The sequence below is a fragment of the Streptomyces sp. NPDC056600 genome, from assembly GCF_042792855.1.
Classification (GTDB): Bacteria; Actinomycetota; Actinomycetes; order Streptomycetales; family Streptomycetaceae; genus Streptomyces.
The window spans coordinates 1-24,325 of the sequence record NZ_JBHTVQ010000056.1; the positions used below are offsets into that span (position 1 = coordinate 1).

The following is a 24,325-nucleotide window of genomic DNA, read 5'->3' on the forward strand; positions in this document are numbered from 1 at the left end:
GACCGGGAAGGATCCCCGGTGGCCCGCCGCCGTTCCGTGCGGCGCGGGCCGCTCCACGCTCTCAGTTCCGGCCGCGGGAGCGGGCGGCGCGGGCGATGGTGACGACGGCCTTCTCCAGCGCGTACTCGGGGTCGGCGCCGGCTCCCTTGACCGCGCCGTCCGCCTCGGCGACGGCGCGCAGGGCGACGGAGACGCCGTCCTCGCTCCAGCCGCGCATCTGCTGACGCACCCGGTCGATCTTCCACGGCGGCATGCCGAGCTCGCGCGCCAGGTCGGCGGGGCGGCCGCCACGGGCGGAGAGCAGCTTGCCGATGGCCCGCACGCCCTGGGCCAGCGCGCTGGTGATGAGGACGGGCGCGACGCCGGTCGACAGCGACCACCGCAGCGCCTCCAGCGCCTCGGCCGCCCGCCCCTCGACGGCCCGGTCGGCCACGGTGAAGCTGGAGGCCTCGGCGCGGCCCGTGTAGTACCGGCCCACGACCTCCTCGTCGACGGTGCCGTCGACGTCGGCGACCAGCTGGGAGACGGCCGAGGCCAGCTCCCGCAGGTCGCTGCCGAGCGCGTCGACCAGCGCCTGGCAGGCCTCGGGAGTGGCGGAGCGCCCGGCGGCGCGGAACTCGCCGCGGACGAAGGCGAGCCGGTCGGCCGGCTTGGTCATCTTGGGGCAGGCGACCTCCCGGGCCCCCGCCTTGCGGGCCGCGTCGAGCAGGCCCTTGCCCTTGGCGCCGCCGGCGTGGACCAGCACCAGGGTGATCTCCTCGGCGGGCGAGGAGAGGTACGCCTTGACGTCCTTGACGGTGTCCGCGGAAAGGTCCTGGGAGTTGCGGACCACTACGACCTTGCGCTCGGCGAACAGCGAGGGGCTGGTCAGCTCGGCGAGGGTGCCGGGCTGCAGCTGGTCCGGGGTGAGGTCGCGGACGTCGGTGTCCGCGTCGGCGGCGCGGGCCGCGGCGACCACCTCCCGCACGGCGCGGTCGAGGAGGAGATCCTCCTGGCCCACGGCCAGGGTGACCGGCGCGAGGAGATCGTCTTGAGCTGTTTTCCTGGCCATCGGCTCCAGCATCCCACGCGTCGCCGACAGCCCGGGCCGGGCGGCCGGGGCCGCCCGTCCGGTCACGGTTCCTCGCGCCAGCCGTCCCACTCACCGGCGAACCCGTCGAGGGCGGCGGGGTCCAGCTCCTCGTCCTCGTCGGCCAGCACGATCAGCCACTGGGCGTCCTCGGCATCGTCCTCGCCGGCCAGGGCGTCCCGGACGATCCGCGGTTCCTCGTCCACCCCGAAGCGGTCGCCGAGGGCCTCGGCCGCCTCCTGTGCCGCGTCACGGTCGGGGAACACCAGCACGTGTCTCACATCGTTCACGCGGACATTTTGCGACATGCCCCGCCGGGCCCCCGCCCCGCCCCCGCCCCTCAGCTCTTGGGAACGACCTGGATGTCCATCTCGATCCGGATGCTCGGGCCGACCGCCGCGATGCCCCGGGCCAGCATGGCCTGCCAGGTGATCGTGAAGTCGTCCCGGTGCAGCTCGGTGCTGGCACGGCAGGCGGCCCGGGTCTCGCCCTCCACCCCGGTCCCGACGCCCAGGTACTCGGTGTCGAGGGTGACGGTGCGGGTGACGCCGTGCAGCGAGAGGGCCCCGGTCACGTGCCAGCGGGAGCCGCCCCGGTGGACGAACCGGTCGCTGTAGAACTCCATCGTCGGGTAGTTGGCGACGTCGAGGAAGTCCGCGGAGCGCAGGTGGTCGTCGCGCATCCGGACCGCCGTGTTGATGGAGGCGGCGTTGATCACGACGTGCATGGCCGACCGGTCCATGGTCTCGCCGATCCGCAGCGCCCCGGCGAAGGAGTCGAAGCGGCCGTGGACCCGCGCCAGGCCGATGTGGCGGGCCGTGAAGGCGATGGTGCTGTGGCCCTGGTCCAGCTCCCACTCGCCGGGGCGCGGCAGTTCGGGCGGCGGGGCCACCTCGAGCCGGATGTCGCCCAGCGCGGCGAGCTGGTCCTCGAGCACCTGGACCGTCGACCGGTGCGGCAGGAAGCCCTCGGCGGACACGGCGACCCGGTACTCGCCCGGCGGGACCGCGGCGAGGAAGCTCCCGAACGGGTCGGTGCCGCCGCCCACCGCCTTGCGGCCGAGCGAGTCGGTGAGCGTGAACTCGGCCCCGGCGACGACCTCGTTGACGGGGTCGATCACCCGGCCGACCACGACTCCGGCCTGGGAGGGTATGCGCAGGGCGGACAGGACGCCGGTGCCGGTCGTCCGGTGGGTCCTGCCGGTCAGCCAGCGGATCATCGGCGTCGGCCTCTCTGCGCTGCGGGGCGGGTGCTTCTCGGTAACATGCGGGTCCTCCTGGGGTGATCGGGCTCGTACGTGAGGTTGCTCGTGCGGGTGGGGCTCGTGCTGGTGCGGCTCGTACGGGTGGGGCTGCTCGTGCTGGTGTGGCTGCTCGTGCCCGTGGGGTGCGTACGGGTCGGGCCGGTACGGTCGGGCACGGTGAAGACGCCCTCCGGGGTGCCGGATTCCGGCGGGTGGCGCTCGGGTGCCGGTCGCCCCGCCGTGCGGGATCCCCGCCGTGCGGGATCCCCGCGGGTGGCGCCGGGTCCCGGTGCGGGGCCCGGGGTCAGCCGGGTCCGGCCGTGGCGGCCCGGAGGCCGCCCTTGCCGCCGACGACCGCCAGCGCTCCGTCCCGGTCGGTCCGCAGCACCAGTGCTCCGCGGGCACGCAGCGCCGCCACGGTGGACGGTGCGGGATGCCCGTAGGAGTTGTCCCTGCCGCAGCTGATCAGGGCCAGGCGCGGCGTCAGACGGAGCATCAGTCCGGTGTCCTGATGCGGCGATCCGTGGTGGGCGACCTTGAGGACGTCGACCCCGCCCGGTCCGGCGAGGAGGGGCGAGGCGGCCAGAGCGCGCTGGGCCGGGGGTTCCAGGTCCCCGAGCAGCAGCAGTCGCAGGCCGGCGGTCCGCACCAGCAGGGTGACGCTGGCGTCGTTCGGGGTGAGCGCCCCGGAGTCCGCCGCCGAGGGGTGGGGGGCGGCCGCGGGCCAGACTACTCGCCACCGCAGCCGCCCGGTATGCCGTTCCTGTCCGGCGAGGGCCTGTGTGACGGGGATCGCAGCCCGGGCGGCGGTGCGGTGTACGAAGGCCGCCTGGTCGACGGGGTCCGGCAGCCCGGTGACCGCGATCTCCGCCACCGCGCGGCCGCGCAGCACCCCCGGCAGGCCCGCCACGTGGTCGGCGTGGAAGTGGGTGAGCACCACCAGCGGGATGCGCTGGACGCCCAGCGTCCGCAGGCACCGGTCGACCGGTTCGGGCTCCGGACCCGCGTCGACCACGACCGCGGCGCCGGCCCCGGCGTTCAGGACCAGGGCGTCGCCCTGCCCGACGTCGCAGACCACCATCCGCCAGTGCGGCGGCGGCCATCCGGTGACCAGCCGGGTCACCTGGGGCGGGCGCAGCACCGCGAGCACCAGCAGCAGACCGCACCCCGCGCACAGCAGCGGGCGCCTTGGCAGCCGGCGCGCCGCCGGCAGCACGGCCAGGGTGACGGCGGCCAGCAGCGCGGCACCGCCCCAGCCCTCGGGCCAGTCCACCCCGGCGCCCGGCAGCCCCGCCCCGGCCCGCGCCACGTCGACCACCCATCCGGCGGGCCATCCCGCGCACCGGGCCAGCAGCCGTGCCACCGGTATGGCGAACGGCGCGGTGAGCAGCGTGGCGAAGCCCAGGACGGTGGCGGGGGCGATCGCGAACTCGGTGAGCAGGTTGCAGGGCACCGCGACCAGGCTGACCCGTCCGGAGAACACCACCACCACCGGGGCGCACACCGCCTGTGCCGCGGCGGCCGCGCCGAGCGCCTCGGCGAGCCGGGGCGGGACCCCGCGGCGGCGCAGCGCCTCGCTCCAGCGGGGGGCGAGGAGCAGCAGCGAGCCGGTGGCCAGCACGGACAGCAGGAAGCCCGGGCTGCGGGCGAGCCAGGGGTCGTACAGCACCAGCAGCAGCACGGCGGCGGCCAGCGCCGGGACCATCGCCCTCCGCCGCCCCGTCGCCAGGGCGAGCAGCACCACCGCCCCGCAGGCGGCGGCCCGCAGCACGCTGGGGTCGGGACGGCAGACCACCACGAAACCGAGGGTGAGCGCGCCGCCGAGGACGGCGGTGGACCGCAGGGTGAGACCCAGCCGGGGCGCCAGTCCACGGCGTTCGGCGCGCTGGGCCGTACCGGGCGGGCCGAGCAGCAGGGCCAGCAGGATCGTCAGGTTGGAGCCGCTGACGGCGAGGACATGGGCGAGGTCGGTCTCCTGGAAGACGTGGTCGAGCTCCGGGGTGATGCGGGAGGTGTCCCCGACGACGAGGCCCGGCAGCAGGGCGCGGGCGTCCGGTTCGAGGCCGTCGGTGGCCTCGCGCAGTCCGGCCCGCAGGCGGCCGGCGGTCCGCTGGGCCCGGTCGGGGCCGGCGACCACGCGCGGGGCGCGACCGCCGCGGCTTCTGAGCACCGCCGCGAACCGGTCGCCGCCGGAACGGGCGGGCGCGAGACGGCCGGTGACGGCGAGGCGGGTGGACGGCAGCAGGGCGAGCCACCGGGCGCGCGCCTCGCCCGGGTCCGCGAGCAGCAGTACGGGGGTGTGGAGGGCCGCCGCCTGCCCGGACGGCCCGTCCAGGCGGCGGATCTCCGCGTCGACGAGAACGGTGGGCGGCACGGAGCGGTTTCCGGTCACCCGGGGACGCGCGAGGCGCGGGTCGGAGGTGAGCAGCACCTCGGCGGTCACGGTGGCCTCACGGTCGGCGAGGGCCGGCACGGGACCGCTGCGCAACTGCGCGCCGTGCAGCCCCGCGGAGGCGGCGGCCCCGGCCGCGCAGAGCAGCACCGCGGCCACCGTCACCCGCGGCCCGGGCCGCGTGGCCGAGGGTGCCGACGAGGCCGACAAGGCCGACGCGGCCACGGGGGCCGGCTCCGTGGGGAGCTGCCCGAGCCGCGTCGCGGGCGGCGCGGACGGCCCGGGTCGCCTTCCGGGTGCTCCGGACCTCCTCACGGCGGGCCCTGGCCCCGTCGCGAGATGGTCCGGCGTTCGAGGGCTGCCCCGGGCGCGGAGCAGGGCCAGGGCGGTCACCAGTCCGGCCACGGCCACCGCCCAGGCGACCGCCGTCGGCGCGGGCAGGGTGACGGCGGCGGTCCCCCAGGCGGCCAGTGCCGGGCCGACCAGCCGGAGGTCCGCGGGGCCCTCCTGCCGCGGGTGCGAGGCGCCCCGGGGTCCGGCCTCGGCGTGGGCGGGGACGCGCTCCGTCGCCCGGGCCGGGCCGGTCACGGCCGGACCAGGTCACGCAGGTCGGCGAAGCGCCGGTCGCCGATGCCGTTGACCTCACGCAGCTCCTCCACCGAGCGGAACCCGCCGGAGCTGGTGCGGTGGTCGACGATGTGCTGGGCCAGTACCGGGCCCACGCCGGGCAACGCGTCCAACTGCTCCACGGTGGCGGTGTTCAGCGACACGGGGGCGGCGGGGCCGGGGGCTCCCGCGGCGGGCGCCGGGCCGGAGGCGGGCGGCGCGGCCCCCGGCTGCGGGTCGATCCCGACCAGCAACTGCTCGCCGTCGACCAGGAACCTGGCTCGGTTGAGCACGCCGGTGTCCGCCCCCGGCCGCACCCCGCCCGCGGCCCGCAGCGCGTCCGCCACCCGGGATCCGGCGGGCAGGCTGTGCACCCCGGGGTCACGGACCTTGCCCCCGACGTCCACCACGATCGGCGGAGCCGTCGCCGGCCCTGACGCGGCGGCGGGCCGGGGCCGGAACGGGCTCGGTTCGGCCCCCGTGACACCGCTCGGCGGAGCCACCGGCCGGGGCCGGGCCGCCAGGTGGTGCTGGAGGGCGAGGGCCACCGCGAGGGCGAGCAGCGCGGCGAGGGCGACGACGCCCCGCCGGTGCAGCGCGCAGGTCGCCCGCAGCCACGGCGGCAGCCGGTCCCGCACCGCCTCCAGCCGGTCGGCGAACGCCCGCCCCGCCTCGGGCCCGGTCTCCTGCGCCGACGACGCCGGGACGGGCTCCGGGAGGGGCGCCGGGACGGGCGGGACCGGCGCGCCGCCGGGCGTCACCGCGAACAGCGCCGCCGCCCGGTGCCGCGTGACCTCCGCCGCCTCGGGGACCCGACGGTGCCGGCCCCGTCCGTGCCCCCCGCCCGCCCCCACGCCGGTCTCAGCGCGGGAGGGCGTACGCGGCATCGCGCGCAGGGCGGCGGGCCTGCTCCCCGGGGGCGGTGCGTCGCGCGCCTCGGGGCCGGCCGTCCCGGTTCCCGGTTCGGGTTCGGCCCACCACGGCCGCCGGGCGGCCCGCATCGTCGCGCCCCCTCCCCCGGGGGCCCTCCCCGACAGCGGCACGGTCCCGGCCACCGGCGGCGCCCCGCCGGTCCCCGGAGCCCGTCCCGGAGCCGGTCCCGGCACCCGCCCCGGAGCGGCCCGGGGCGGCAGGCGTCGCACAGCCGAAAACCCGTCAGCCGCGGCCGGACGCGGCACCCCGGAGGCGGCGCCAGGAACCGCACCGGCAGCGGCGGCGGCGCGCGGCATCGGGAAGGAAGGAGACGTGTGGAGTGAGGTTCCCGTGGTCATGGGCCCAGGATCCGCCGATACCGCACATCGCGATGATCAAGGTGGAAACCTGTGGACGACCGCCCCGGCTGTGGACAACCGCGTCACCCCAAGGAGTGACCCCGAGGAGATCACCCCGAGGAGATCACCACGCGGAGATCACCGCGGGGAGATCACCACGGCCAGCAGCCCCGGCCCCGTGTGCGCCCCGATGACCGCGCCCACCTCGCTGACGTGCAGGTCGGCGAGGCGCGGGACCCGTGCGCGGAGCCGGTCGGCGAGGGCGAGGGCCCGCTCGGGTGCCGCCAGGTGGTGCACCGCCATGTCGACCTCGGCCGCGCCCGCCCGCTCGGCGGCGATCTCCTCCAGCCGCCCGATGGCCCGGGACGCCGTGCGCACCTTCTCCAGCGGCTCGATCCGCCCGTCGGCCAGCTGCAGCAGCGGCTTGACCGCCAGCGCGGACCCGACGAAGGCCTGGGCGGCCCCGATGCGGCCGCCGCGCCGCAGGTACTCCAACGTGTCGACGTACAGGAACGCCGACGTCGCCTCGGCCCGCTTCTCCGCGGCCGCGACCACCTCGTCGACGCCGCCGCCCGCCTCCGCCGTCTCGGCGGCCGCCAGGGCGCAGAAGCCGAGCGCCATCGCCACCATCCCGGTGTCGACGACGCGCACCGGCACCGGAGCCTGCCGCGCGGCCAGCACGGCGGCGTCGTAGGTGCCGGAGAACTCGGCGGACAGGTGGAGCGAGACGATCGCCGAGGCTCCCGTCTCCGCGATCCGCCGGTAGGTCTCGGCGAAGGTCTCGGGGCTGGGCCGCGAGGTGGTGACCGGAAGCTTCCTGCGCAGCGACTCGGCGAGCGAGCGTGCGGAGATCTCGGTGCCCTCCTCCAGCGCCCGGTTGCCGAGGACCACGGTCAGCGGGACGGAGGTGATGCCGTGCCGGGCCGTCGTCCTGGGCGGCAGGTAGGCCGTGGAATCGGTGACGATCGCGACATGGCGGGACATGGCTTGGAGGTTACCTGCCGTACTCCCCGCCCGGCATGCCACCCCGGTGACAGGGGCGTTACCGCGCCCGGGCCGGACGGGTCGTCCGGCCCGCGGGGGCCGCACGGGTCAGGTGGTGCTCTCGGGACGCGCCTGGGGCTGCTTCTCCCACGGGTTGGGGGTGCGCGGCCGCGACGGGTCGAGGGCGGCCGGGCCGGTCCTCGGGCCGGAGGCCGGCCGGCGGGCGGCCCGCGGGTCCGGAGTCCTCTCGCGGCGCGCCCCGGGGTCGTGCCGCCGCTCACGGCCGGCGGGCGGCTCCGGGGCCGCTTCCGGCGCCTCGGCCCGGTCCCAGTGCCGCAGGGCGCCGGCCTCGACGTCGATCTGGGCGCTCAGGGTGTCCAGGTCGTCGGCGGCGAACCGGTGCGCCCGGTCCAGGGCGGCCCAGCGCAGGGCGTCGGCGGAGCTGACGATGCGGTCGGTGCGCTCGCGCAGGCCGGGCAGCCGGTCGGCGAGGGTGGCGCGGTCGGGGTCGGACTCCAGCCGCTTCAGGTCGGCGTCCAGCTCACGGCCGTGGACGCTCAGCCGGTCGAACAGGGCGGCCGACTCCGCCAGCGAGCCGTCCTCCGGGGAGCCCGCCTCCAGCGCCTGCTGGGTGGCGCGCAGCGAGGTGCGCAGCTTGAGGCGCAGCTCGGCGACCTCCCCCGCCGGCCCGGGACGGCCCAGCGAGCGGGCCCTCAGCGTGGTGTCCTCGACCGTGCGGCGCGCCTGGGTGAGGGTGCGGTCCACGCCGCGCCGGGCGGCGCCGACGGCCTTCACCGTCCCCCAGACCGCCAGTGAGACGAGCAGCACGAAGATCACCGCGATCACCGCAAGGATCACATCCACCGCAGTTCCTCCTTCTCGCCCGGCCGTCCGGTGAGGGAGTACGTCCTCTCCCCACTCTCCCACGGTAAACGCCAGGGGCAGGCCCCGAGTTCCACGGAACGCCGGTCCTGCCCCTGATCCTTCCCCGGTTCCGCAGGCCCTGCGTCCCCTAGGGGACCGGCTGCCCGCCCGGGCGGCGCCTACGCCGGGACGATGTTCACCAGCTTGGGTGCGCGGACGATCACCTTGCGCACGCCGGCCCCGGCCAGCGCCGCGACCACCTTCTCGTCGGCCAGGGCGATCTTCTCCAGCTCCGCCTCGGAGACGGACGGCGAGACCTCCAGGCGGGCCTTGACCTTGCCCTTGATCTGCACGACGCAGGTCACCGTCTCGTCGACCAGGTAGGCCGGGTCGGCCACCGGGAAGTCCTGGTGGACGACCGAGCCGGTGTGGCCCAGGCGGCGCCACAGCTCCTCGGCGATGTGCGGGGCCAGCGGGGCGATCATCAGCACCAGCGGCTCGGCCACCGACCGCGGCAGGGCGCCGCCGGACTTGGTCAGGTGGTTGTTCAGCTCGGTGATCTTGGCGATGGCGGTGTTGAACCGCATGCCCTCCAGGTCCTGGCGGACGCCGTCGACGGCCTTGTGCAGGGCCCGCAGGGTGTCCTGATCGGGCTCGGCGTCGTCGACCACGGTGACCTCGCCGGTCGCCTCGTCGACGACGTTGCGCCACACCCGCTGCAGCAGGCGGTACTGGCCGACGACCGCGCGGGTGTCCCACGGGCGGGAGACGTCCAGCGGACCCATCGCCATCTCGTACAGGCGCAGGGTGTCGGCGCCGTACTCGGCGCAGATCTCGTCGGGCGTGACGGCGTTCTTCAGGGACTTGCCCATCTTGCCCAGCACCCGGGAGACCTTCTCTCCCTGGTACCAGTAGGCGCCGTCGCGCTCCTCCACCTCGGCGGCCGGCACGGCGATGCCCCGGCTGTCGCGGTAGACGAAGGCCTGGATCATGCCCTGGTTGAACAGCTTGTGGAAGGGCTCGGCCGAGGAAACGTACCCCAGGTCGAACAGGACCTTCGACCAGAACCGCGCGTACAGCAGGTGCAGCACCGCGTGCTCGGCGCCGCCCACGTACAGGTCGACGCCGCCGTGCGGCATGCCCTCGCGGGGGCCCATCCAGTACTGCTCGATCGCCGGGTCGACCAGCTTCTCGTCGTTGTGCGGGTCCAGGTAGCGCAGCTCGTACCAGCAGGAGCCGGCCCAGTTGGGCATGGTGTTGGTCTCGCGGCGGTACTTCTTCGGCCCGTCGCCCAGGTCCAGGGTGACGTTGACCCAGTCCTCGTCGCGGGACAGCGGGGTCTCCGGCCGGGTGTCCGCGTCGTCCGGGTCGAAGGTGCGCGGCGAGTAGTCGTCGACCTCCGGCAGCTCCAGCGGCAGCATCGACTCGGGCAGCGGGTGCGCCACGCCGTCCTCGTCGTAGACGATCGGGAAGGGCTCGCCCCAGTACCGCTGACGGCTGAACAGCCAGTCGCGCAGGCGGTAGTTGACGGTGCCCTCGCCGATGCCCCGCTCCGCCAGCCAGGCGGTGATCCGGGCCTTGGCCTCGACGACGCCCAGGCCGTCCACGGAGACGTCCTCGCTCGCCGAGTTGATCAGCTTCGCGTCGTAGGAGGCGAATGCCTCGTCCCAGTCGGCCGGGTCGGTGGAGCGGCCGTCGGTGGGCTCGACCACGCAGCGCATCGGCAGGTCGAAGGCGCGGGCGAAGGCGAAGTCGCGGCTGTCGTGGGCCGGGACGGCCATGATCGCGCCGGTGCCGTAGCCCATCAGCACGTAGTCGGCGATGAAGACCGGGATCCGCTCGCCGTCGACCGGGTTGGTCGCGAAGACGCCGGTGAAGACGCCGGTCTTGTCCTTCGCCTCGGCCTGGCGCTCGACGTCCGACTTGGACGCGGCCTGCGCGCGGTAGGCGGCGACCGCCTCGGCCGGGGTGGCGTGACCGCCGGTCCATGCCTCGCGGGTGCCCTCCGGCCAGGCGGCCGGGGTGAACTTCTCCACCAGCGGGTGCTCCGGCGCCAGCACCATGTAGGTGGCGCCGAACAGCGTGTCCTGGCGGGTGGTGAAGACCGTGATCGCGGCGGCTTCGCCTTCGGCGGCGACGGGGAAGTCGACGCGGGCGCCCTCGGAGCGGCCGATCCAGTTGCGCTGCTGCAGCTTGATCGCCTCGGGCCAGTCCAGCCCGTCCAGGTCGTCCAGCAGGCGGTCCGCGTAGGCGGTGATGCGCATGTTCCACTGGCGCAGCTTGGCCTTGAAGACGGGGAAGTTGCCGCGCTCGGAACGGCCGTCGGCGGTGACCTCCTCGTTGGCCAGCACGGTGCCCAGGCCGGGGCACCAGTTGACCGGCGCGTCCGAGGCGTAGGCCAGGCGGTACTCGCTCAGCAGGTCGGCGCGCTCGACGGCGGACAGCTCGGACCAGGCACGGCCGCCGGGAACCGCACGCTCGCCGCTCTCGAACTGCGCGACCAGTTCGGACACCGGGCGGGCCTTGCCGGCCTCGGTGTCGTACCAGGAGTTGAAGATCTGCAGGAAGATCCACTGGGTCCAGCGGTAGTACTCCGGGTCGATCGTGGCGAACGACCGGCGCTTGTCGTGCCCCAGGCCCAGGCGGCGCAGCTGCGCCTTCATGTTGGCCATGTTGGCCTCGGTGGAGACCCGCGGGTGGGTGCCGGTCTGCACCGCGAACTGCTCGGCCGGCAGGCCGAAGGCGTCGAAGCCCAGGGTGTGCAGGACGTTGTGCCCGGTCATCCGCTGGTGGCGGGCGTAGACGTCGGTGGCGATGTAGCCCAGCGGGTGGCCCACGTGCAGGCCCGCACCCGAGGGGTACGGGAACATGTCCATGATGAACTTCTTGGGGCGGGCGGCGACCTCGGGGTCGCCCGCCAGGTCGCCGGACGGGTTGGGGGCCTCGTAGGTCCCCTCGGCGTCCCAGAAGTCCTGCCAGCGTGCCTCGATCTCGGCCGCCAGGGCGGCCGTGTAGCGGTGCGGCGCGACCTCCGCCGACTCGGCGGCGGAAGCGGGGTTCGTCTCGCTCATGATCCTCAAAGCTCCTGATCGACGTCGTCTCTGCTTGGCGTGGCCCGGAAATGAAAAAGCCCCTCGCACAGGAGGGGGCGCCGCGCCGATGCCGGCCACGGAATCTCGTGGTGGCCGGGATTGATCAGCGCGGCTCGCTAAGCAGAAGGCGTACGGCACGCATGGCGTCAGGGTACCGCAGCCCTCACAGACGCTGCGACGGACTTCCGGCCCTCGGAAACCGGGCGGGAACGGGCCGGGAACGCCGAAGGCGAGCCATCCTTCCGGATGACCCGCCTTCGTCACTGTGGAGCTAAGGAGAATTGAACTCCTGACCTCCTGCATGCCATGCAGGCGCTCTACCAACTGAGCTATAGCCCCTTGCGGTGCGCCGTCCGGGCTTCCCTCTGCGGTTCCCCCGGCGACACAGAGAACATTACATGACCGTGGGGGTGGGACACCAAATCGTTTCCGGTCTGTCCCGTTCGCCTGGAAGGTCGCGCCTCTCAGGCGGTTTCGAACGAGTAGAAGCGCTTCAGCGTGCAGAGCTCGTCGAGGAGCCGGCCGTAGATCGGTTCGCCCTCGAGCTCACGGTAGGTCTCGATGGGGTCGCCTTTTATGATCAGCGCCCTGGCGCACTCCTCGCACCAGTACTGGTACTCCTCGTTGACCGGCTCCATGTCCCGCACGATCGGCGTGCCGCTGCCGCACCAGTCGCACTTCCTGCGGTGTGCCCCCACGCGCCAGCTCCCTCCCGTCGGACCGTGCTCCCCTTCCGGCCGTCCGATTCTGCCACGTGGGCCGGTGGCCGGACGGGGACGACGCCGGGGCGGCGGGCTCATCGCCATGCTGATAGGAAAAGATCCCGCCCTTCGGACGGGATCCCTTCCCTACCGCACGTCCACGTAGTCGCCGCTCGACGAGCTGGCGCCGGTGGTCGTGTTGCCGTAGTACCGCCACCGCCAGGTGCCGTCCTGGCTCGCGGTGACCGTCGTCCTCAGCGCGCCGCTGCTGCTCGCCGTGACCTTCTTCACCGTGGTGTACGTCGAGGAACCGGCCGGCTTGAACTGCAGGCTCACCAGGCGCCCGCCGTAGGTGTCGTACCGGTGCTCGGTCCAGTTCGCCCGCTGCACGGTGCCCTTGACGGTGATCGTCCCGCCCTTGGCCACCGGCTCCGGGGAGGCGTTGTGGCTCTGGACGCGGGAGGCCCGCTGGAGGGTGACGGTGGCGGACGTGGTGTCCCCGTCGTACCCCTTCTCGTACCGTCCGCCCAGGCCGTAGGTCTTCCACACCGTGGCGTCGCCGTTCACGAGGTCGTCGTTCACGGTATGGGTCAATATCCACCGCGGGTCGACGCTCGCCGTCTCCTCGCACCGGTTGTAGATGTAGCCGGACTGGACGGTGGTCGCGCAACCCCAGCGGATCGAGGAGTTCACGAGCAGCCGCTCGCTGTTCGTGTCGATGGTCCCCCGGTACGCGTCGACGTCCCAGAAGTCCAGCTTGACGGTGCTGCGCACGGTGTACGTGAGCGGCACCTCGACCGGGTTGGTGATGCCGACCACGATCGGCTTGCCCTCGTTGAAGACGATCTCCGAGAAGGAGATGTCTCCCTCCGCGGCCTGCGCGTTCGGCGTGCCGAGCAGCGTGGCGACGAGCGCGGTCGTGCCTGCCACCAGGACACGACCGAGTTGTGCGGTTCTTTTCATCCCGCCCCTGGTTCTGTGAGGAAGGCCGGTCGGTTGTCGACCGGCGGCGCACACTCTAGATCACGGAAAAACGAAGATCCCGCCCGGTCTGACGACCGGACGGGATCCTCCGAATGTGGAGCTAAGGAGAATTGAACTCCTGACCTCCTGCATGCCATGCAGGCGCTCTACCAACTGAGCTATAGCCCCTTGCTGTTCTCTCCGCCGCTCGGCGGGGCGAACGAGTAGAACTCTAGCCTGTGACCAGCCGGAAAGTGAAATCGGCCGGTCCCGGGCCCCGGACGGGGCCCGGGGACGCGGTCAGGTGTCGTCGCCGAGCACCGGCTCCGGCAGGGAGCCCGCGTTGTGCTCCAGCAGACGCCAGCCGCGGGCGCCCTCGCCCAGCACCGACCAGCAGCAGTTGGACAGGCCGCCCAGGCCCTCCCAGAGGTGGGCGTCCAGGCCCAGCAGCCGGCCGATGGTGGTGCGGATCGTGCCGCCGTGGCTGACGACGACCAGCGTGCCGCCGGCCGGAAGCTTGTCGGCGTGCCGCAGCACGACCGGGGCGGCCCGGTCGGCCACCTCGGTCTCCAGCTCGCCGCCGCCGCGCCGGACCGGCTCGCCCCGCTTCCACGCCAGGTACTCCTCACCGTGCCGGGCGAGGATCTCGTCGTGGGTGAGGCCCTGCCAGACGCCCGCGTAGGTCTCCCGCAGGCCCTCCTCCTGGACGACCTCGAGGCCGGTCAGGGCGGCCAGCTCGGAGGCGGTGTCCACCGCGCGCCGCAGGTCGGAGGCGACGATCGCGTCCGGCGACAGCCCGGCCAGCAGCCGGGCGGCGCGCCGGGCCTGGGCGCGGCCGGTGTCGGTGAGGTCGACGTCCGTGGTGCCCTGGAAGCGGCGCTCCAGGTTCCACGAGGTCTGGCCGTGGCGCCAAAGGATCAGGCGCCGGCCGCGGCCGGCACTCCTCGCGGCGAGCTCTCCCGGGCCGACCGTCACCAGAGGTCACCGTCGTCGAGGCCGGCCTCCTCCTGCGCGGCCCGCTCCTTGGCGTGCTCCTCGGCCTTGCCGCGGGTCGCCTTGGCGTCCTCCGGGAGCTCCAGCTCGGGGCAGTCCTTCCACAGCCGCTCCAGGGCGTAGAAGACGCGCTCCTCGCTGTGCTGGACGTGCACGACGATGTCGACGTAGTCGAGCAGGATCCAGCGGGCGTCGCGGTCGCCCTCACGGCGCACCGGCTTGGCGCCGAGCTCCTTGCTCAGCCGCTCCTCGATCTCGTCGACGATCGACTTGACCTGGCGGTCGTTGGGCGCGGAGGCGAGCAGGAAGGCATCCGTGATCGACAGCACGTCGCTGACGTCGTAGGCGATGATGTCGTGCGCGAGCTTGTCTGCCGCGGCCTGGGCGGCGGTGGTGATGAGCTCGATGGATCGGTCGGTGGCGGTCACTGCCTGGCTTTCCGTCGTCGGACTTCTACCTGTCCAGGGTCTCACGGACGGCCCGGGCCTCCCCACGGATCACCGCGAGGCCATGGCCACACGCCGCCCGTGCCACACGTTCGCCGGGGTCCGCAGCCCGCTGCCCGCAGCCCGCCGCCCGCCGGCGGACGGACCCGGATCGCCCGGTCGCCGGCGCCGGTCACCGGAAGCCGCACCGCCACCGCGCCCCGGACGGCCGGAGCCGGCCCCGCGGTGCTGCGGGACCGGCTCCGTACGACACGGCCGGGCCGGTCAGGAGCCCGGCGCGTAGTCCTGGCCGAGCACCACCGTGACGTCGGCGTTGGCCGCCGTCTTCCCCTTGGCGACGGCCGTGTCCGGCAGGCCCAGGGTGCGGGCCACCTCGGCCGCCTTCTCCTTGTCCCCTGCCTCGGCGTACCGCACCTCGGAGGTGGCGGCCGTCTGCGAGCTGCCCGCGGCGACGTAGGTGTAACCGCCGTTGACCAGCGCGACGCGGGCCAGGTCGGCCAGCGGGTGCTTCTTGGCGTCGGTCTTGCCGCCGGTGGCGTTGCGCACGCTGACGCGGACGCCGTCTCCCTCCTCCGCCGGGCTCTTGGCCTGGCCGCCGAGGATCTTGCCGACGACCTCCTGCCCGGCCTTCTCGCCGAGCGTGCCGTCCTGCTCCACCGGCAGCACCGTGCTGCGGTAGTCGCCGCCCTTGGCGCGGTCGGCGAGACCGGCGAGGAAGCTGCCGAGGTCCTCGTCGGTGAGCGGCGGCTCGATGATCTGGCCCATCGTCTGCACGGTCCGCGTGGCGCCCTCCTTGTCCGAGGAGAGCTTGCGCAGGACGCCCTGCATCACCTGACCGAACCGCTCGAGCTGCGCGCTCTGCGGCTCACCGGCGCCCCGGTAGGTGGCGTACGCGGAGGCCATCCGGCCGCTGAGGGTCTGCTGCTCGCCCTGGTGCACCAGCGGGCCCTCGTCCGGGGCCTTCGGGTCGGGCACGTCGGTGTCGGTGTCGACCTCGATGTGGCCGACCATGTCGACCAGGATCTGGAGGAACGGGGTGTCCAGCCGCCAGGTGCCCTCGATCCGCGTGCCCAGGACGGTGTCCAGGGACTCGCGGGTGCCCGAGGAGCCGTCGTCGCCGACGGACTGGCCGAGCGTGGTGGTGTTGCCGTCCTGGTCGGTGAGGGCCAGCGAGTTGGGCAGCAGCACGGCGCTGCCCTGCTCGGTGGTGGCGTTGTCCACCAGCAGCAGGGTGGAGGTGTCCGAGCCCTTGGTGCTGTGCAGGTGGACGACGATCACGTCGCGCTTCTGCGCCCCGGCGGCGACGTTCGTGCCCTGTGCGGTGTCCGAGGAGGACAGGAAGGGCAGCTTGCCCGCGTACCAGAGGTAGCCGCCGCCGCAGACCACGACCAGGGCCAGCACCACGAGGACCGCCGTCATCCGGGCGCGGGCGCGGCGCTTGGCCTCCTCGCGGCGCTCGGTGCGGTTCTCGGTGAACTGCAGCCAGTCGATGACGTCCTCGGACTCGCCGTCCTGCTCCTCGACGAAGGCGAACTGCTCGGTGTCGTACCCGGCTCCCTGGTCACGGCGCGGGGCCTGCCCGGGAGGTCCCTGCTGCGGGATGCGGGCGTCCCGCTCGGCGACGCCGGGACGGCCCAGGGGCGCACCGGGGCCGCCGTACGGCCGGCCGTGCTGCGCCTGCTGACCGTGCTGCGCCTGCTGACCCGGTCCGGTCCGCTGCCCGGGCTGTCCCTGTGGTCCGGGGCCCGCTCCGGGGCCGGGACGGCCGGGGGCCTGCCGGGGGCCGGGCGGCGGACCGCCGTACTGCCCGCCGTAGGGAGGGCCGGCCGGGGGCACGGGGGCCTGCTGGCCGGTGCCGGGGCCCGCCCCGTAGGCGTCGTACCCGGTCGTGGGCGGCTGCTGCTGCCCGCCGCCCGAGGCGTACGGGTCGTAGCCGTAGCCCTGCGGCTGCTGCTCCTGGCCGCCCTGCCGCGGGGGCGGGTAGCCCTGCGGGCCGGCCTGGCGCGGAGCCTGCCGGTACACGGGCTGCCCGTACTCGTCGTAGCCGACCAGTTCGTACTGGCCGTCCGCGTGTCCCGCGTGTCCCGCGTCGTATCGGTCGTTCACCGGTGCCCCTCTCGGCTCACTCGCCGCGGTACAGCTGGCGCTTGTCGATGTAGCGCACGACTCCGTCCGGCACCAGATACCAGACGGGGGCGCCCTTGGCGACTCTCGCACGGCAGTCCGTGGAGGAGATGGCGAGAGCGGGCACCTCGACGAGCGAGACACCGCCCTCGGGGAGCCCGGGGTCGTGCAAGGTGTGTCCCGGCCGCGTCACGCCGATGAAGTGCGCGAGGGAGAAGAGCTCGTCCGCGTCCCGCCAGGTGAGGATCTGGGCGAGCGCGTCCGCGCCCGTGATGAAGAAGAGATCGGTGTCCGGGTTGAGCGCGCTCAGGTCGCGCAGCGTGTCCGTGGTGTACGTCGGACCGCCGCGGTCGATGTCGATGCGGCTCACCGAGAACTGCGGGTTCTCGGCGGTGGCGATGACCGTCATCAGGTAACGGTCCTCGGCCGGGGTGACCGTCCGGTGGCTCTTCTGCCAGGGCCGGCCGGTGGGCACGAAGACGACCTCGTCCAGGCCGAAGGCGGCGGCGACCTCACTGGCCGCCACCAGGTGCCCGTGGTGGATCGGGTCGAACGTGCCGCCCATCACGCCCAGGCGGCGGCGTCCTCCCCTGTCGGCCCGGCCGGCGGCCGGGACGCCGGCCGGACCGGCAGGCATGTCCTGCTCTCCCATGCGTGCAGACCCTACCGGCCCGGTCGGGGAAGCTTGACCTCGACCTCTCCCACCTGCGGACGGGTCACGGGATCAGTCGTTCCGGTTCACCGGTCGCGGTTGAAGCTCACGGTGATGAAGAGCAGCAGCAGGAGGATCACGAAGGCGCCGAGGCCCGGCAGCAGGGGGTTGAGGTTCATGTGGTGACCGCCCTCGCCGCCTTCCGAGGCGAGGGTGACCAACTGCGCGGCGCTCTGCTGAAAGCTCATCTTCGGCTGGACCAATCCGTATGGGCTGGGTAAGGACGTCGGCTCATCGTAAGCGCCGGTCGGTCGCGGGAACCATCGGCCCCGCCCGCTCGTCCTACCCACAGCAGCACCGGCCGCGCCGGCCGGTCGCGCAGTGGGTGGACGACACGGGCGGGGGGCCTGATGCCGGGCGAGGACAACACCGAGCGGGAGCAGCACACGGCGGCGCGCAGCCGGCGGCGCTTCCCGGGGCTGTCGTCCCGGGCCTACGAGCACCCGGCGGACCGCTCCGCGCTGGTCGCGCTGCGCAAGCTCAGCGGTTTCGACACGGTCTTCAAGGCCCTCAGCGGCCTGATCCCCGAGCGCAGTCTGCGTCTGCTCTTCCTGTCCGACTCCGTCCGGGTGAGCGACGAGCAGTTCCCGCACCTGCACGACATGCTGCGGGACGCCTGCTACATCCTCGACATGCCCAAGGTCCCGGCGATGTACGTGACCCAGGACCCGAAGCCCAACGCGATGTGCGTGGGTCTGGACGAGCCGGTCATCGTGCTGACCACGGGCCTGGTCGAGCTGCTCGACGAGGAGGAGATGCGCGCGGTCGTCGGCCACGAGGCCGGGCACGCGCTCTCCGGTCACGCCGTCTACCGCACGGTGCTGCTCTTCCTCACCACCCTGGCGGTCCGCGTCTCGTGGATCCCGCTGGGCAGCGTCGCGGTGATGGCGATCGTGACGGCGCTGCGCGAGTGGTTCCGCAAGTCCGAGCTGTCCGCGGACCGCGCGGGCCTGCTGGTCGGCCAGGACGTCCACGCGTCGATGCGCGGCCTGATGAAGCTGGCCGGCGGCAACCACCTGCACGAGATGAACGTGGACGCCTTCCTGCGCCAGGCCGAGGAGTACGAGGCGGGCGGCGACCTGCGCGACTCGGTGCTGAAGATCCTCAACGTGCTGCCGCGCTCCCACCCGTTCACCACGGTGCGGGCCGCCGAGCTCAAGCGCTGGGCGTCCTCGCGGGACTACCAGCGGCTGATGGACGGCCACTACCCGCGGCGCGAGGAGGACAAGGACGCCTCGGTGACGGACGCCTTCCGCGAGTCGGCGGCCAGCTACGCGGAGACCGTCCGTACCTCCGCCGACCCGCTGATGAAGCTGGTCGGCGGCGCCACGGACCGCATACGCCGGGGCTTCGGCGGGGAGTGACGCCGGCGGGCCCGGACCGCCCCGGGCCGCGGGGCAACTGCGGCCGGGTCAGAGTTTGGGCATCGCCGCCGGGGAGAGGGTGCCGCACAGTCCGGTCGGGCTGGCGGCCCGGTACGGGTCGGTGCCCGGCGGCGCGGCCTCGTCGGCCCGCTGGCCGGCGAGCAGCGGACGCAGCACCTGGTCGGGGTCCCCGGTGCAGGACAGCGGCCCCGCCTGCACCGAGGCGGCCACCACCCGCACCTGGCGCAGCCGCAGGTTGTCCGGGTCGAACCGAAGCCGCACCTCGCGCCGCACGGTGAACAGGGAGACCTGCTCCTTCTTCTTGCCGCCGTCGTCGGCCCTGCCCGGCCCCTGGGCGCGGTCGGCCCCGTCCGCCCGGGTGGCGCGGTCGTCCCCGGCCTTGGCCAGGGCGTAGACGAAGACGTGGTCGGCGACCACCTCCAGGGTGGCCGCGCCGCGTTCGACGACCTTGAAGGTGCCGTGCACCCGGATCTCCGGGTCGGCGAGCCGTACCCGGGTGGGGTCGAAGCGGACCAGCCAGCCCAGCGGCGCGGAGGCGTCCGCGTCGGCCTCCTCCGCGTCCGCGGCCGCGCCCTTGGCGCTCTCGCCCATGCTCCGGTCGAACTGGTCGAACTGGTCGGGGTCGAGCAGCACCCGCACCGAGCGGGTGGCGTCGCCCATCAGCACCTTCGGGTCGAGCGAGGAGCCGATGACGTAGTCCCGGGCCGCGGCGAGCGCGGCGATGACCTGGCCGTCCGAGAAGTGCTCGGTACGCCGGGCGGGAGGCATCGTGACGCCCTTCTCCCCGGTCTCGTAGGCGCGCGCCGGGCTCGCCTCGTAGAGCCGGTCCGCGTCGCCGGCGCCGGGCACGGCCTGCGGAGGGGCCAGCGGGACGACGGTCACCCGCACCGGGTCGGCGACCCGGCGGGCGGAGGACGGCAGGTGGGGGGAGCGCACGCCCAGGTAGACGGCGGTGACGAAGGCGATCATGACCAGCAGGGCCAGCACCAGGGCCTGCCGGGAGAGCCGGTGGATTCCGGTGGGCCGGGTCCGTACCGGCGGCGAGTGATCGGCGAGACGTTCCTGCGCGCTGTACTCCTGGAGGCGGGCAGCCTTGACGAACGATTCGTCGAAGACGACGGATCGGTACTCGTCCTCGCTGCCGCCCGCGGCGCCGTCGGGTGTGCCGTCGGGTGGCTCTCCGGGCCCGCCCATACTTTCAGAGTGGGTTCTGCCGCCTCGCGGTAAACGCCCCCGTCCGGGCCATCTGCCGCTCCCGCCGTCCGCGGCGCACGCGGGACGGGGCGGTCAGGGTGTGGCGGCGGGGGTGCGCGGGACGGCCTGCACGGGGGGTCTGGAGTACTCGGCGGAGGCGGACGGTCCGACCGCGGTGTCCGGGGCGGGCGCCGGTGTGGGACGGGTCGAGACGGGTGGCGGGACCTGGCCGGTCTGCCCGGCGGAGCCGCGGTGGACGGCGCTGAAGGCCAGCGCGACCATGCCCATTCCCATCACCAGGGCGAGCACCCAGGCGACCGGCCGGTGCCATCTTCCCGGCCGGACGGAACCGCCCGGACGGCCGAACAGTCCCGGCGCGAAGTCGGCCGCCGCGTCGCCTCCGGGCATACCCGGACCGCCGGGGTCCTGGCCGGTGCGGGCGACGAACTCACGGGAGGAGGCGTCGGGGCCGCCGAGGCCGGGAGGGATGTGGGCGAGGCCGAACTCCTCGGGGCCGGTGGCCTCGTCGTGGCGGTCCTCGTCGGGCCCGGGACCGCCGGCCAGGCGGGCCCGGCGCGCGGCCTCCGCCTCGGAGGCCTCGGCCCGTGCCTGGGCGGCCGCCACCAGGCGCTCGACGGCCGTCGGCTCGTGGACCGGGGCCGCCCGCACGAAGTCCTCGTCGAAGACCACGGGGGCGAACTCCTCGTCCGGCGCCCCGCGGTCCTGGTCGTCGTCAGGTCCTCCGCCGTCAGGGAACGGCGTGCCCCCCACGTCCTCCGCCACCGCTCCAGAGTAGACGTGCCGGGTCAATTTGGGCAGACCGTACGGAAATTCGGCGAAGGGCTCGTGACCGCCCGGACCGGCGCCACGGGACGCCGGACGACGTCACGGGGCGCCGGACGACGTCAGGGGCGGACGTGCCCGTCCCCGGTGACGATGTACTTGGTGCTGGTCAGCTCCGGGAGGCCCATCGGTCCCCGGGCGTGCAGCTTCTGGGTGGAGATGCCGATCTCCGCGCCGAAGCCGAACTGACCGCCGTCGGTGAACCGGGTGGAGGCGTTCACCGCGACGGTGGTGGAGTCGACCAGCTGGGTGAAGCGGCGTGCCGCCTGCTGGGAGGTGGTGACGATCGCCTCGGTGTGGCCGGAGCTCCAGCGGCGGATGTGCGCGACGGCGGCGTCCAGCGAATCGACCACCGCGGCGGCGATGTCGTAGGAGAGGTACTCGGTCTCCCAGTCCTCCTCGGTGGCCTCCACGACGGTGGCCTTGGTCTCCCCGGCCAGCGCGCGCACCCGCTCGTCGCCGTGCACGGTCACCCCGGCCCCGGCGAGGGCCGCCAGGGCGCGCGGCACGAAGGCCTCGGCGACGTCCCGGTGGACCAGCAGGGTCTCGGCGGAGTTGCAGACGCTGACCCGGTGGGCCTTGGAGTTGAGCAGGATCTCCACCGCCATGTCCAGGTCGGCGTCCGCGTCCACGTAGACGTGGCAGTTTCCGGTGCCGGTCTCGATCACCGGGACGGTGGACTGCTCGACGACGGTGCGGATCAGCGAGGCGCCGCCGCGCGGGATGAGGACGTCCACCAGGCCGCGGGCGCGCATCAGCTCGTGCACCGACTCACGGCTCTCGCCCGGCACCAGCTGCACCGCGTCGGCCGGCAGCCCGGAGGCCTCGACCGCGTCGCGCAGGACGGCCACGAGAGCGGTGTTGGAGGAGTAGGCGGAGGACGAGCCGCGCAGCAGCACCGCGTTGCCCGACTTCAGGCAGAGCGCGGCGGCGTCCACGGTGACGTTGGGGCGGGCCTCGTAGATGATGCCGACCACGCCGAGCGGGACGCGGACCTGGCGCAGGTCGATGCCGTTGGGCAGCGTGGAGCCGCGGACGACCTCGCCGACCGGGTCCGGCAGCGCGGCCACGTCGCGCACGTCCGAGGCGATGGCGGCGATCCGCTCCGGGGTGAGCGTCAGCCGGTCGATGACGGACTCGGCGGTGCCGGCCGCGCGGGCGCGCGCCACGTCCTCGGCGTTGGCCTCGACGATCTCCGCGACGCGGGCCTCGAGGGCGTCCGCCACGGCGTGCAGGGCGGCGTCCTTGCGGGAGCGCGGGAGCGGGGCCAGGTCGGCGGAGGCGGTGCGGGCCCGGCGGGCCACACCGGTCACCGTGGGCTCCGTGGACTCCGTTGCGGCTGCGGTCGTCGTGAGCGTGCTCATACCGCGAAGGGTAGCGCCGCGGGGGCGTCCGGCGACGACCGTTCCACCTGGCGGTCGGGGCGCCCCGGCGGGCGATGCCGGGAGGCCCCGCGCGCGAGGTCAGAAGGGGTGGACGCCCATCCGGGTGGCCGGGGGCGGACCCTGTCCGGCGGCCACCCGCAGGTGGTAGGTCTCGCGGTCGACGACCTCAAGGCCGACGATCTCCCACCGCGGCAGGTTGGCCGTCCGCCGGTGCTCGCCCCACAGCCGCAGCGCGACCGCGGCCGCGTCGTGCAGATCGCGGGCCTCCTCCCAGTAACGGATCTCCGCGTGGCCGGTGGCGTAGCGGCTGGTCAGCAGGAAGGGGTGGTCGTGGGCCAGCTGCTCCAGCGCCCGCCGGACCTCCGGCAGCGGCACCTCGGCGCCGGAGACGCTCAGGGTGACGTGCCACAGCCGCGGGAGTTCCTCGGGCACGGACGGACCGCCCTGGAACAGGTCGCCGGGCGAGACGCTGGTGAGGCCGCGCCGCGGCGCCGCTCCCCCGCCGGCCGGGCGGGACGCCGCCGATCCCGGGCGCACTCGTCTCACAACGGCCTCCTTCGCACGGTGCTCACGGTGGTCGCCCGGCTGCTGCCCTGGCGTGTGTGACCCCCACCAGTGCAGCAGGCGACGGCGCTCCGTGGGGCCGTTTTACGGAACGTCCCCCACCGGATTCCGGCCACCCGGGCCGAAAGCCGCCGCCCGCCTCAGCGGCGCAGCAGCACCAGGTCGTCCCTGTGTACGACCTCTCGTTCGTAGGCGGGGCCGAGATCGCGTGCCAGTTCCCTGGTCGAGCGGCCGATCAGGCGGGGAATCTCACGTGCGTCGAAGTTCACCAGACCGCGGGCCACGGCCCGGCCCTCGCCGTCCCGCAGCTCGACCGGGTCACCGGCGTGGAAGTCGCCCTCGACCCCCGCGATGCCGGCCGGCAGCAGCGAGGTGCGCCGCTCCACGACGGCCCGCACGGCGCCGTCGTCCAGGGTCAGGGACCCCTGCGGCGCGGAGGCGTGCTCGAGCCACAGCAGGCGGTCGGCCGAGCGGTTGCCGGTGGCGTGGAAGTAGGTGCCGGTGTCCCGGCCCTTCAGCGCGTCCGCGGCCCGGCTGGCGCTGGTGAGGACCACCGGGATCCCGGCCTCGGCGGCGATCCTGGCGGCCTCCACCTTGGTGACCATCCCGCCGGTGCCCACCCCGGCCTTGCCGGCGCTCCCGATCTCCACGCCCTCGAGGTCCTCGGGGCCGCGGATCTCGCTCAGCCGGGAGGTGCCGGGGCGCGCGGGGTCGCCGTCGTACAGCCCGTCCACGTCGGACAGGAGGACCAGGAGGTCGGCACGGACAAGATGGGCGACAAGCGCCGCAAGGCGGTCGTTGTCCCCGAAACGGATCTCGTCGGTCGCTACCGTGTCGTTCTCGTTGACAACCGGCAGCGCTCCCATGGCGAGCAATTTGTCGAGCGTTCGGGCTGCGTTACGGTGGTGGGCACGCCGACTCGTATCATCGGCCGTCAGCAGCACCTGACCCACCCGCACGCCGTAGCGTGCGAAGGACGCGGTGTAGCGAGCAACCAGCAGGCCTTGCCCCACGCTGGCTGCTGCCTGCTGCCGGGCCAGGTCGCGGGGCCGGCGACGCAGACCCAGAGGGGCGAGTCCCGCAGCGATGGCACCGGAGGAAACCAGGACGACATCCCTCTCGCCACCGTCCCTGCCCGCCGCCAGGACGTCGACCAACGCGTCGACCCGGTCGGCGTCCAGGCCGCCCTCAGCCGTGGTCAACGACGAGGAACCCACCTTGACGACGATCCTGCGAGCCCCGGTCACGGCCTGCCTTGCCCCTGTCACCTTGAACGTTGTCCCCTCACCTGGTTCTCAGCTGCCCGTCCGGCAATCTACGCGACCCGGACGTCGCGGCGCGCGTGCGTTCCATCCCACGGACGTGACGCCCGCGGACCCCGCGCAGGTCTTGATCCGTGCACGGGCGTCCGAGGCGTGTCGTCGGAGCGTTCAAGCGCGTTGAAACTGAGTCCCTAGACGCAACACGTCCGCGCAGCCCTTTGGAGTGACGCAG

21 protein-coding genes and 2 tRNA genes are annotated in these 24,325 nt (G+C 74.1%); 1 reads left to right on the forward strand and 22 read right to left on the reverse strand.

Annotation, left to right across the window (positions count from 1 at the left end):
* Positions 1-61: 61 nt before the first annotated feature.
* The 17 genes from holA to ACFRAV_RS24610 all read right to left on the reverse strand — a co-directional run bounded on the left by holA (position 62) and on the right by ACFRAV_RS24610 (position 17,648).
* The gene (gene holA, locus ACFRAV_RS24530) at positions 62-1,051 is read right to left on the reverse strand and encodes a DNA polymerase III subunit delta (protein ID WP_382558445.1); all 990 of its coding nucleotides are present in this window, start codon (positions 1,049-1,051) and stop codon (positions 62-64) included.
* A 62-nt stretch (positions 1,052-1,113) separates the two neighbouring features.
* Entirely contained in the window at positions 1,114-1,359 is a 246-nt protein-coding gene (locus tag ACFRAV_RS24535; RefSeq protein ID WP_382558417.1) for a hypothetical protein, read from the reverse strand.
* 50 nt (positions 1,360-1,409) lie between these two features.
* The gene (locus ACFRAV_RS24540) at positions 1,410-2,288 is read right to left on the reverse strand and encodes a YceI family protein (protein WP_382558418.1); all 879 of its coding nucleotides are present in this window, start codon (positions 2,286-2,288) and stop codon (positions 1,410-1,412) included.
* Between the two features lie 328 nt (positions 2,289-2,616).
* A complete protein-coding gene (locus tag ACFRAV_RS24545; RefSeq protein ID WP_382558419.1) occupies positions 2,617-5,292 on the reverse strand; it encodes a ComEC/Rec2 family competence protein in 2,676 nt (891 codons plus the stop codon).
* Positions 5,289-6,197 carry a helix-hairpin-helix domain-containing protein gene (locus ACFRAV_RS24550; RefSeq protein ID WP_382558420.1) on the reverse strand — a complete coding sequence of 303 codons (909 nt, stop codon included), beginning with the start codon at positions 6,195-6,197 and terminating at the stop codon, positions 5,289-5,291. Before ACFRAV_RS24550 ends, ACFRAV_RS24545 begins: the two co-directional genes overlap by 4 nt.
* Before the next feature lie 522 nt (positions 6,198-6,719).
* On the reverse strand, positions 6,720-7,565 hold the full coding sequence (locus tag ACFRAV_RS24555) for a DegV family protein (protein WP_382558421.1): 846 nt from the start codon (positions 7,563-7,565) through the stop codon (positions 6,720-6,722).
* Between the two features lie 108 nt (positions 7,566-7,673).
* The gene (locus ACFRAV_RS24560; protein WP_382558422.1) at positions 7,674-8,429 is read right to left on the reverse strand and encodes a hypothetical protein; all 756 of its coding nucleotides are present in this window, start codon (positions 8,427-8,429) and stop codon (positions 7,674-7,676) included.
* 179 nt (positions 8,430-8,608) lie between these two features.
* Positions 8,609-11,500, reverse strand: a complete 2,892-nt coding sequence (gene leuS, locus ACFRAV_RS24565; RefSeq protein WP_382558423.1) for a leucine--tRNA ligase — start codon at positions 11,498-11,500, stop codon at positions 8,609-8,611.
* A 287-nt stretch (positions 11,501-11,787) separates the two neighbouring features.
* Positions 11,788-11,860, reverse strand: a tRNA-Ala gene (locus ACFRAV_RS24570).
* 125 nt (positions 11,861-11,985) lie between these two features.
* On the reverse strand, positions 11,986-12,219 hold the full coding sequence (locus ACFRAV_RS24575) for a hypothetical protein (protein WP_108955357.1): 234 nt from the start codon (positions 12,217-12,219) through the stop codon (positions 11,986-11,988).
* A 150-nt stretch (positions 12,220-12,369) separates the two neighbouring features.
* The gene (locus tag ACFRAV_RS24580) at positions 12,370-13,152 is read right to left on the reverse strand and encodes a hypothetical protein (protein ID WP_382558424.1); all 783 of its coding nucleotides are present in this window, start codon (positions 13,150-13,152) and stop codon (positions 12,370-12,372) included.
* Positions 13,153-13,301: 149 nt separating this feature from the next.
* A tRNA-Ala gene (locus ACFRAV_RS24585) sits at positions 13,302-13,374 on the reverse strand.
* 111 nt (positions 13,375-13,485) lie between these two features.
* Positions 13,486-14,160, reverse strand: coding sequence for a histidine phosphatase family protein (locus ACFRAV_RS24590; RefSeq protein ID WP_382558425.1), 675 nt, complete (start codon positions 14,158-14,160; stop codon positions 13,486-13,488).
* Complete coding sequence (gene rsfS, locus ACFRAV_RS24595) at positions 14,157-14,606, reverse strand: ribosome silencing factor (RefSeq protein WP_382558426.1); 450 nt, start codon at positions 14,604-14,606, stop codon at positions 14,157-14,159. Before rsfS ends, ACFRAV_RS24590 begins: the two co-directional genes overlap by 4 nt.
* A gap of 282 nt (positions 14,607-14,888) precedes the next feature.
* Positions 14,889-16,730, reverse strand: a complete 1,842-nt coding sequence (locus ACFRAV_RS24600) for an LCP family protein (protein ID WP_382558427.1) — start codon at positions 16,728-16,730, stop codon at positions 14,889-14,891.
* Between the two features lie 16 nt (positions 16,731-16,746).
* Positions 16,747-17,400, reverse strand: a complete 654-nt coding sequence (gene nadD, locus ACFRAV_RS24605) for a nicotinate-nucleotide adenylyltransferase (protein ID WP_382558428.1) — start codon at positions 17,398-17,400, stop codon at positions 16,747-16,749.
* Between the two features lie 86 nt (positions 17,401-17,486).
* The gene (locus tag ACFRAV_RS24610; RefSeq protein ID WP_382558429.1) at positions 17,487-17,648 is read right to left on the reverse strand and encodes a hypothetical protein; all 162 of its coding nucleotides are present in this window, start codon (positions 17,646-17,648) and stop codon (positions 17,487-17,489) included.
* Positions 17,649-17,810: 162 nt separating this feature from the next.
* On the opposite strand from ACFRAV_RS24610, the gene ACFRAV_RS24615 reads away from it, so the two are divergent.
* Complete coding sequence (locus ACFRAV_RS24615) at positions 17,811-18,824, forward strand: M48 family metallopeptidase (RefSeq protein WP_351114499.1); 1,014 nt, start codon at positions 17,811-17,813, stop codon at positions 18,822-18,824.
* A gap of 48 nt (positions 18,825-18,872) precedes the next feature.
* On the opposite strand, the gene ACFRAV_RS24620 is transcribed toward ACFRAV_RS24615, so the two are convergent.
* The 5 genes from ACFRAV_RS24620 to proB all read right to left on the reverse strand — a co-directional run bounded on the left by ACFRAV_RS24620 (position 18,873) and on the right by proB (position 24,099).
* Complete coding sequence (locus ACFRAV_RS24620; RefSeq protein WP_382558430.1) at positions 18,873-20,039, reverse strand: hypothetical protein; 1,167 nt, start codon at positions 20,037-20,039, stop codon at positions 18,873-18,875.
* A 93-nt stretch (positions 20,040-20,132) separates the two neighbouring features.
* A complete protein-coding gene (locus ACFRAV_RS24625; protein WP_382558431.1) occupies positions 20,133-20,822 on the reverse strand; it encodes a hypothetical protein in 690 nt (229 codons plus the stop codon).
* A 122-nt stretch (positions 20,823-20,944) separates the two neighbouring features.
* On the reverse strand, positions 20,945-22,246 hold the full coding sequence (locus ACFRAV_RS24630; RefSeq protein ID WP_382558432.1) for a glutamate-5-semialdehyde dehydrogenase: 1,302 nt from the start codon (positions 22,244-22,246) through the stop codon (positions 20,945-20,947).
* 99 nt (positions 22,247-22,345) lie between these two features.
* The gene (locus tag ACFRAV_RS24635) at positions 22,346-22,813 is read right to left on the reverse strand and encodes a hypothetical protein (RefSeq protein WP_351114495.1); all 468 of its coding nucleotides are present in this window, start codon (positions 22,811-22,813) and stop codon (positions 22,346-22,348) included.
* A 158-nt stretch (positions 22,814-22,971) separates the two neighbouring features.
* Positions 22,972-24,099: a glutamate 5-kinase gene (proB, locus tag ACFRAV_RS24640; RefSeq protein ID WP_351114494.1), complete on the reverse strand. Its 1,128-nt coding sequence runs from the start codon at positions 24,097-24,099 to the stop codon at positions 22,972-22,974.
* Positions 24,100-24,325: the final 226 nt, after the last annotated feature.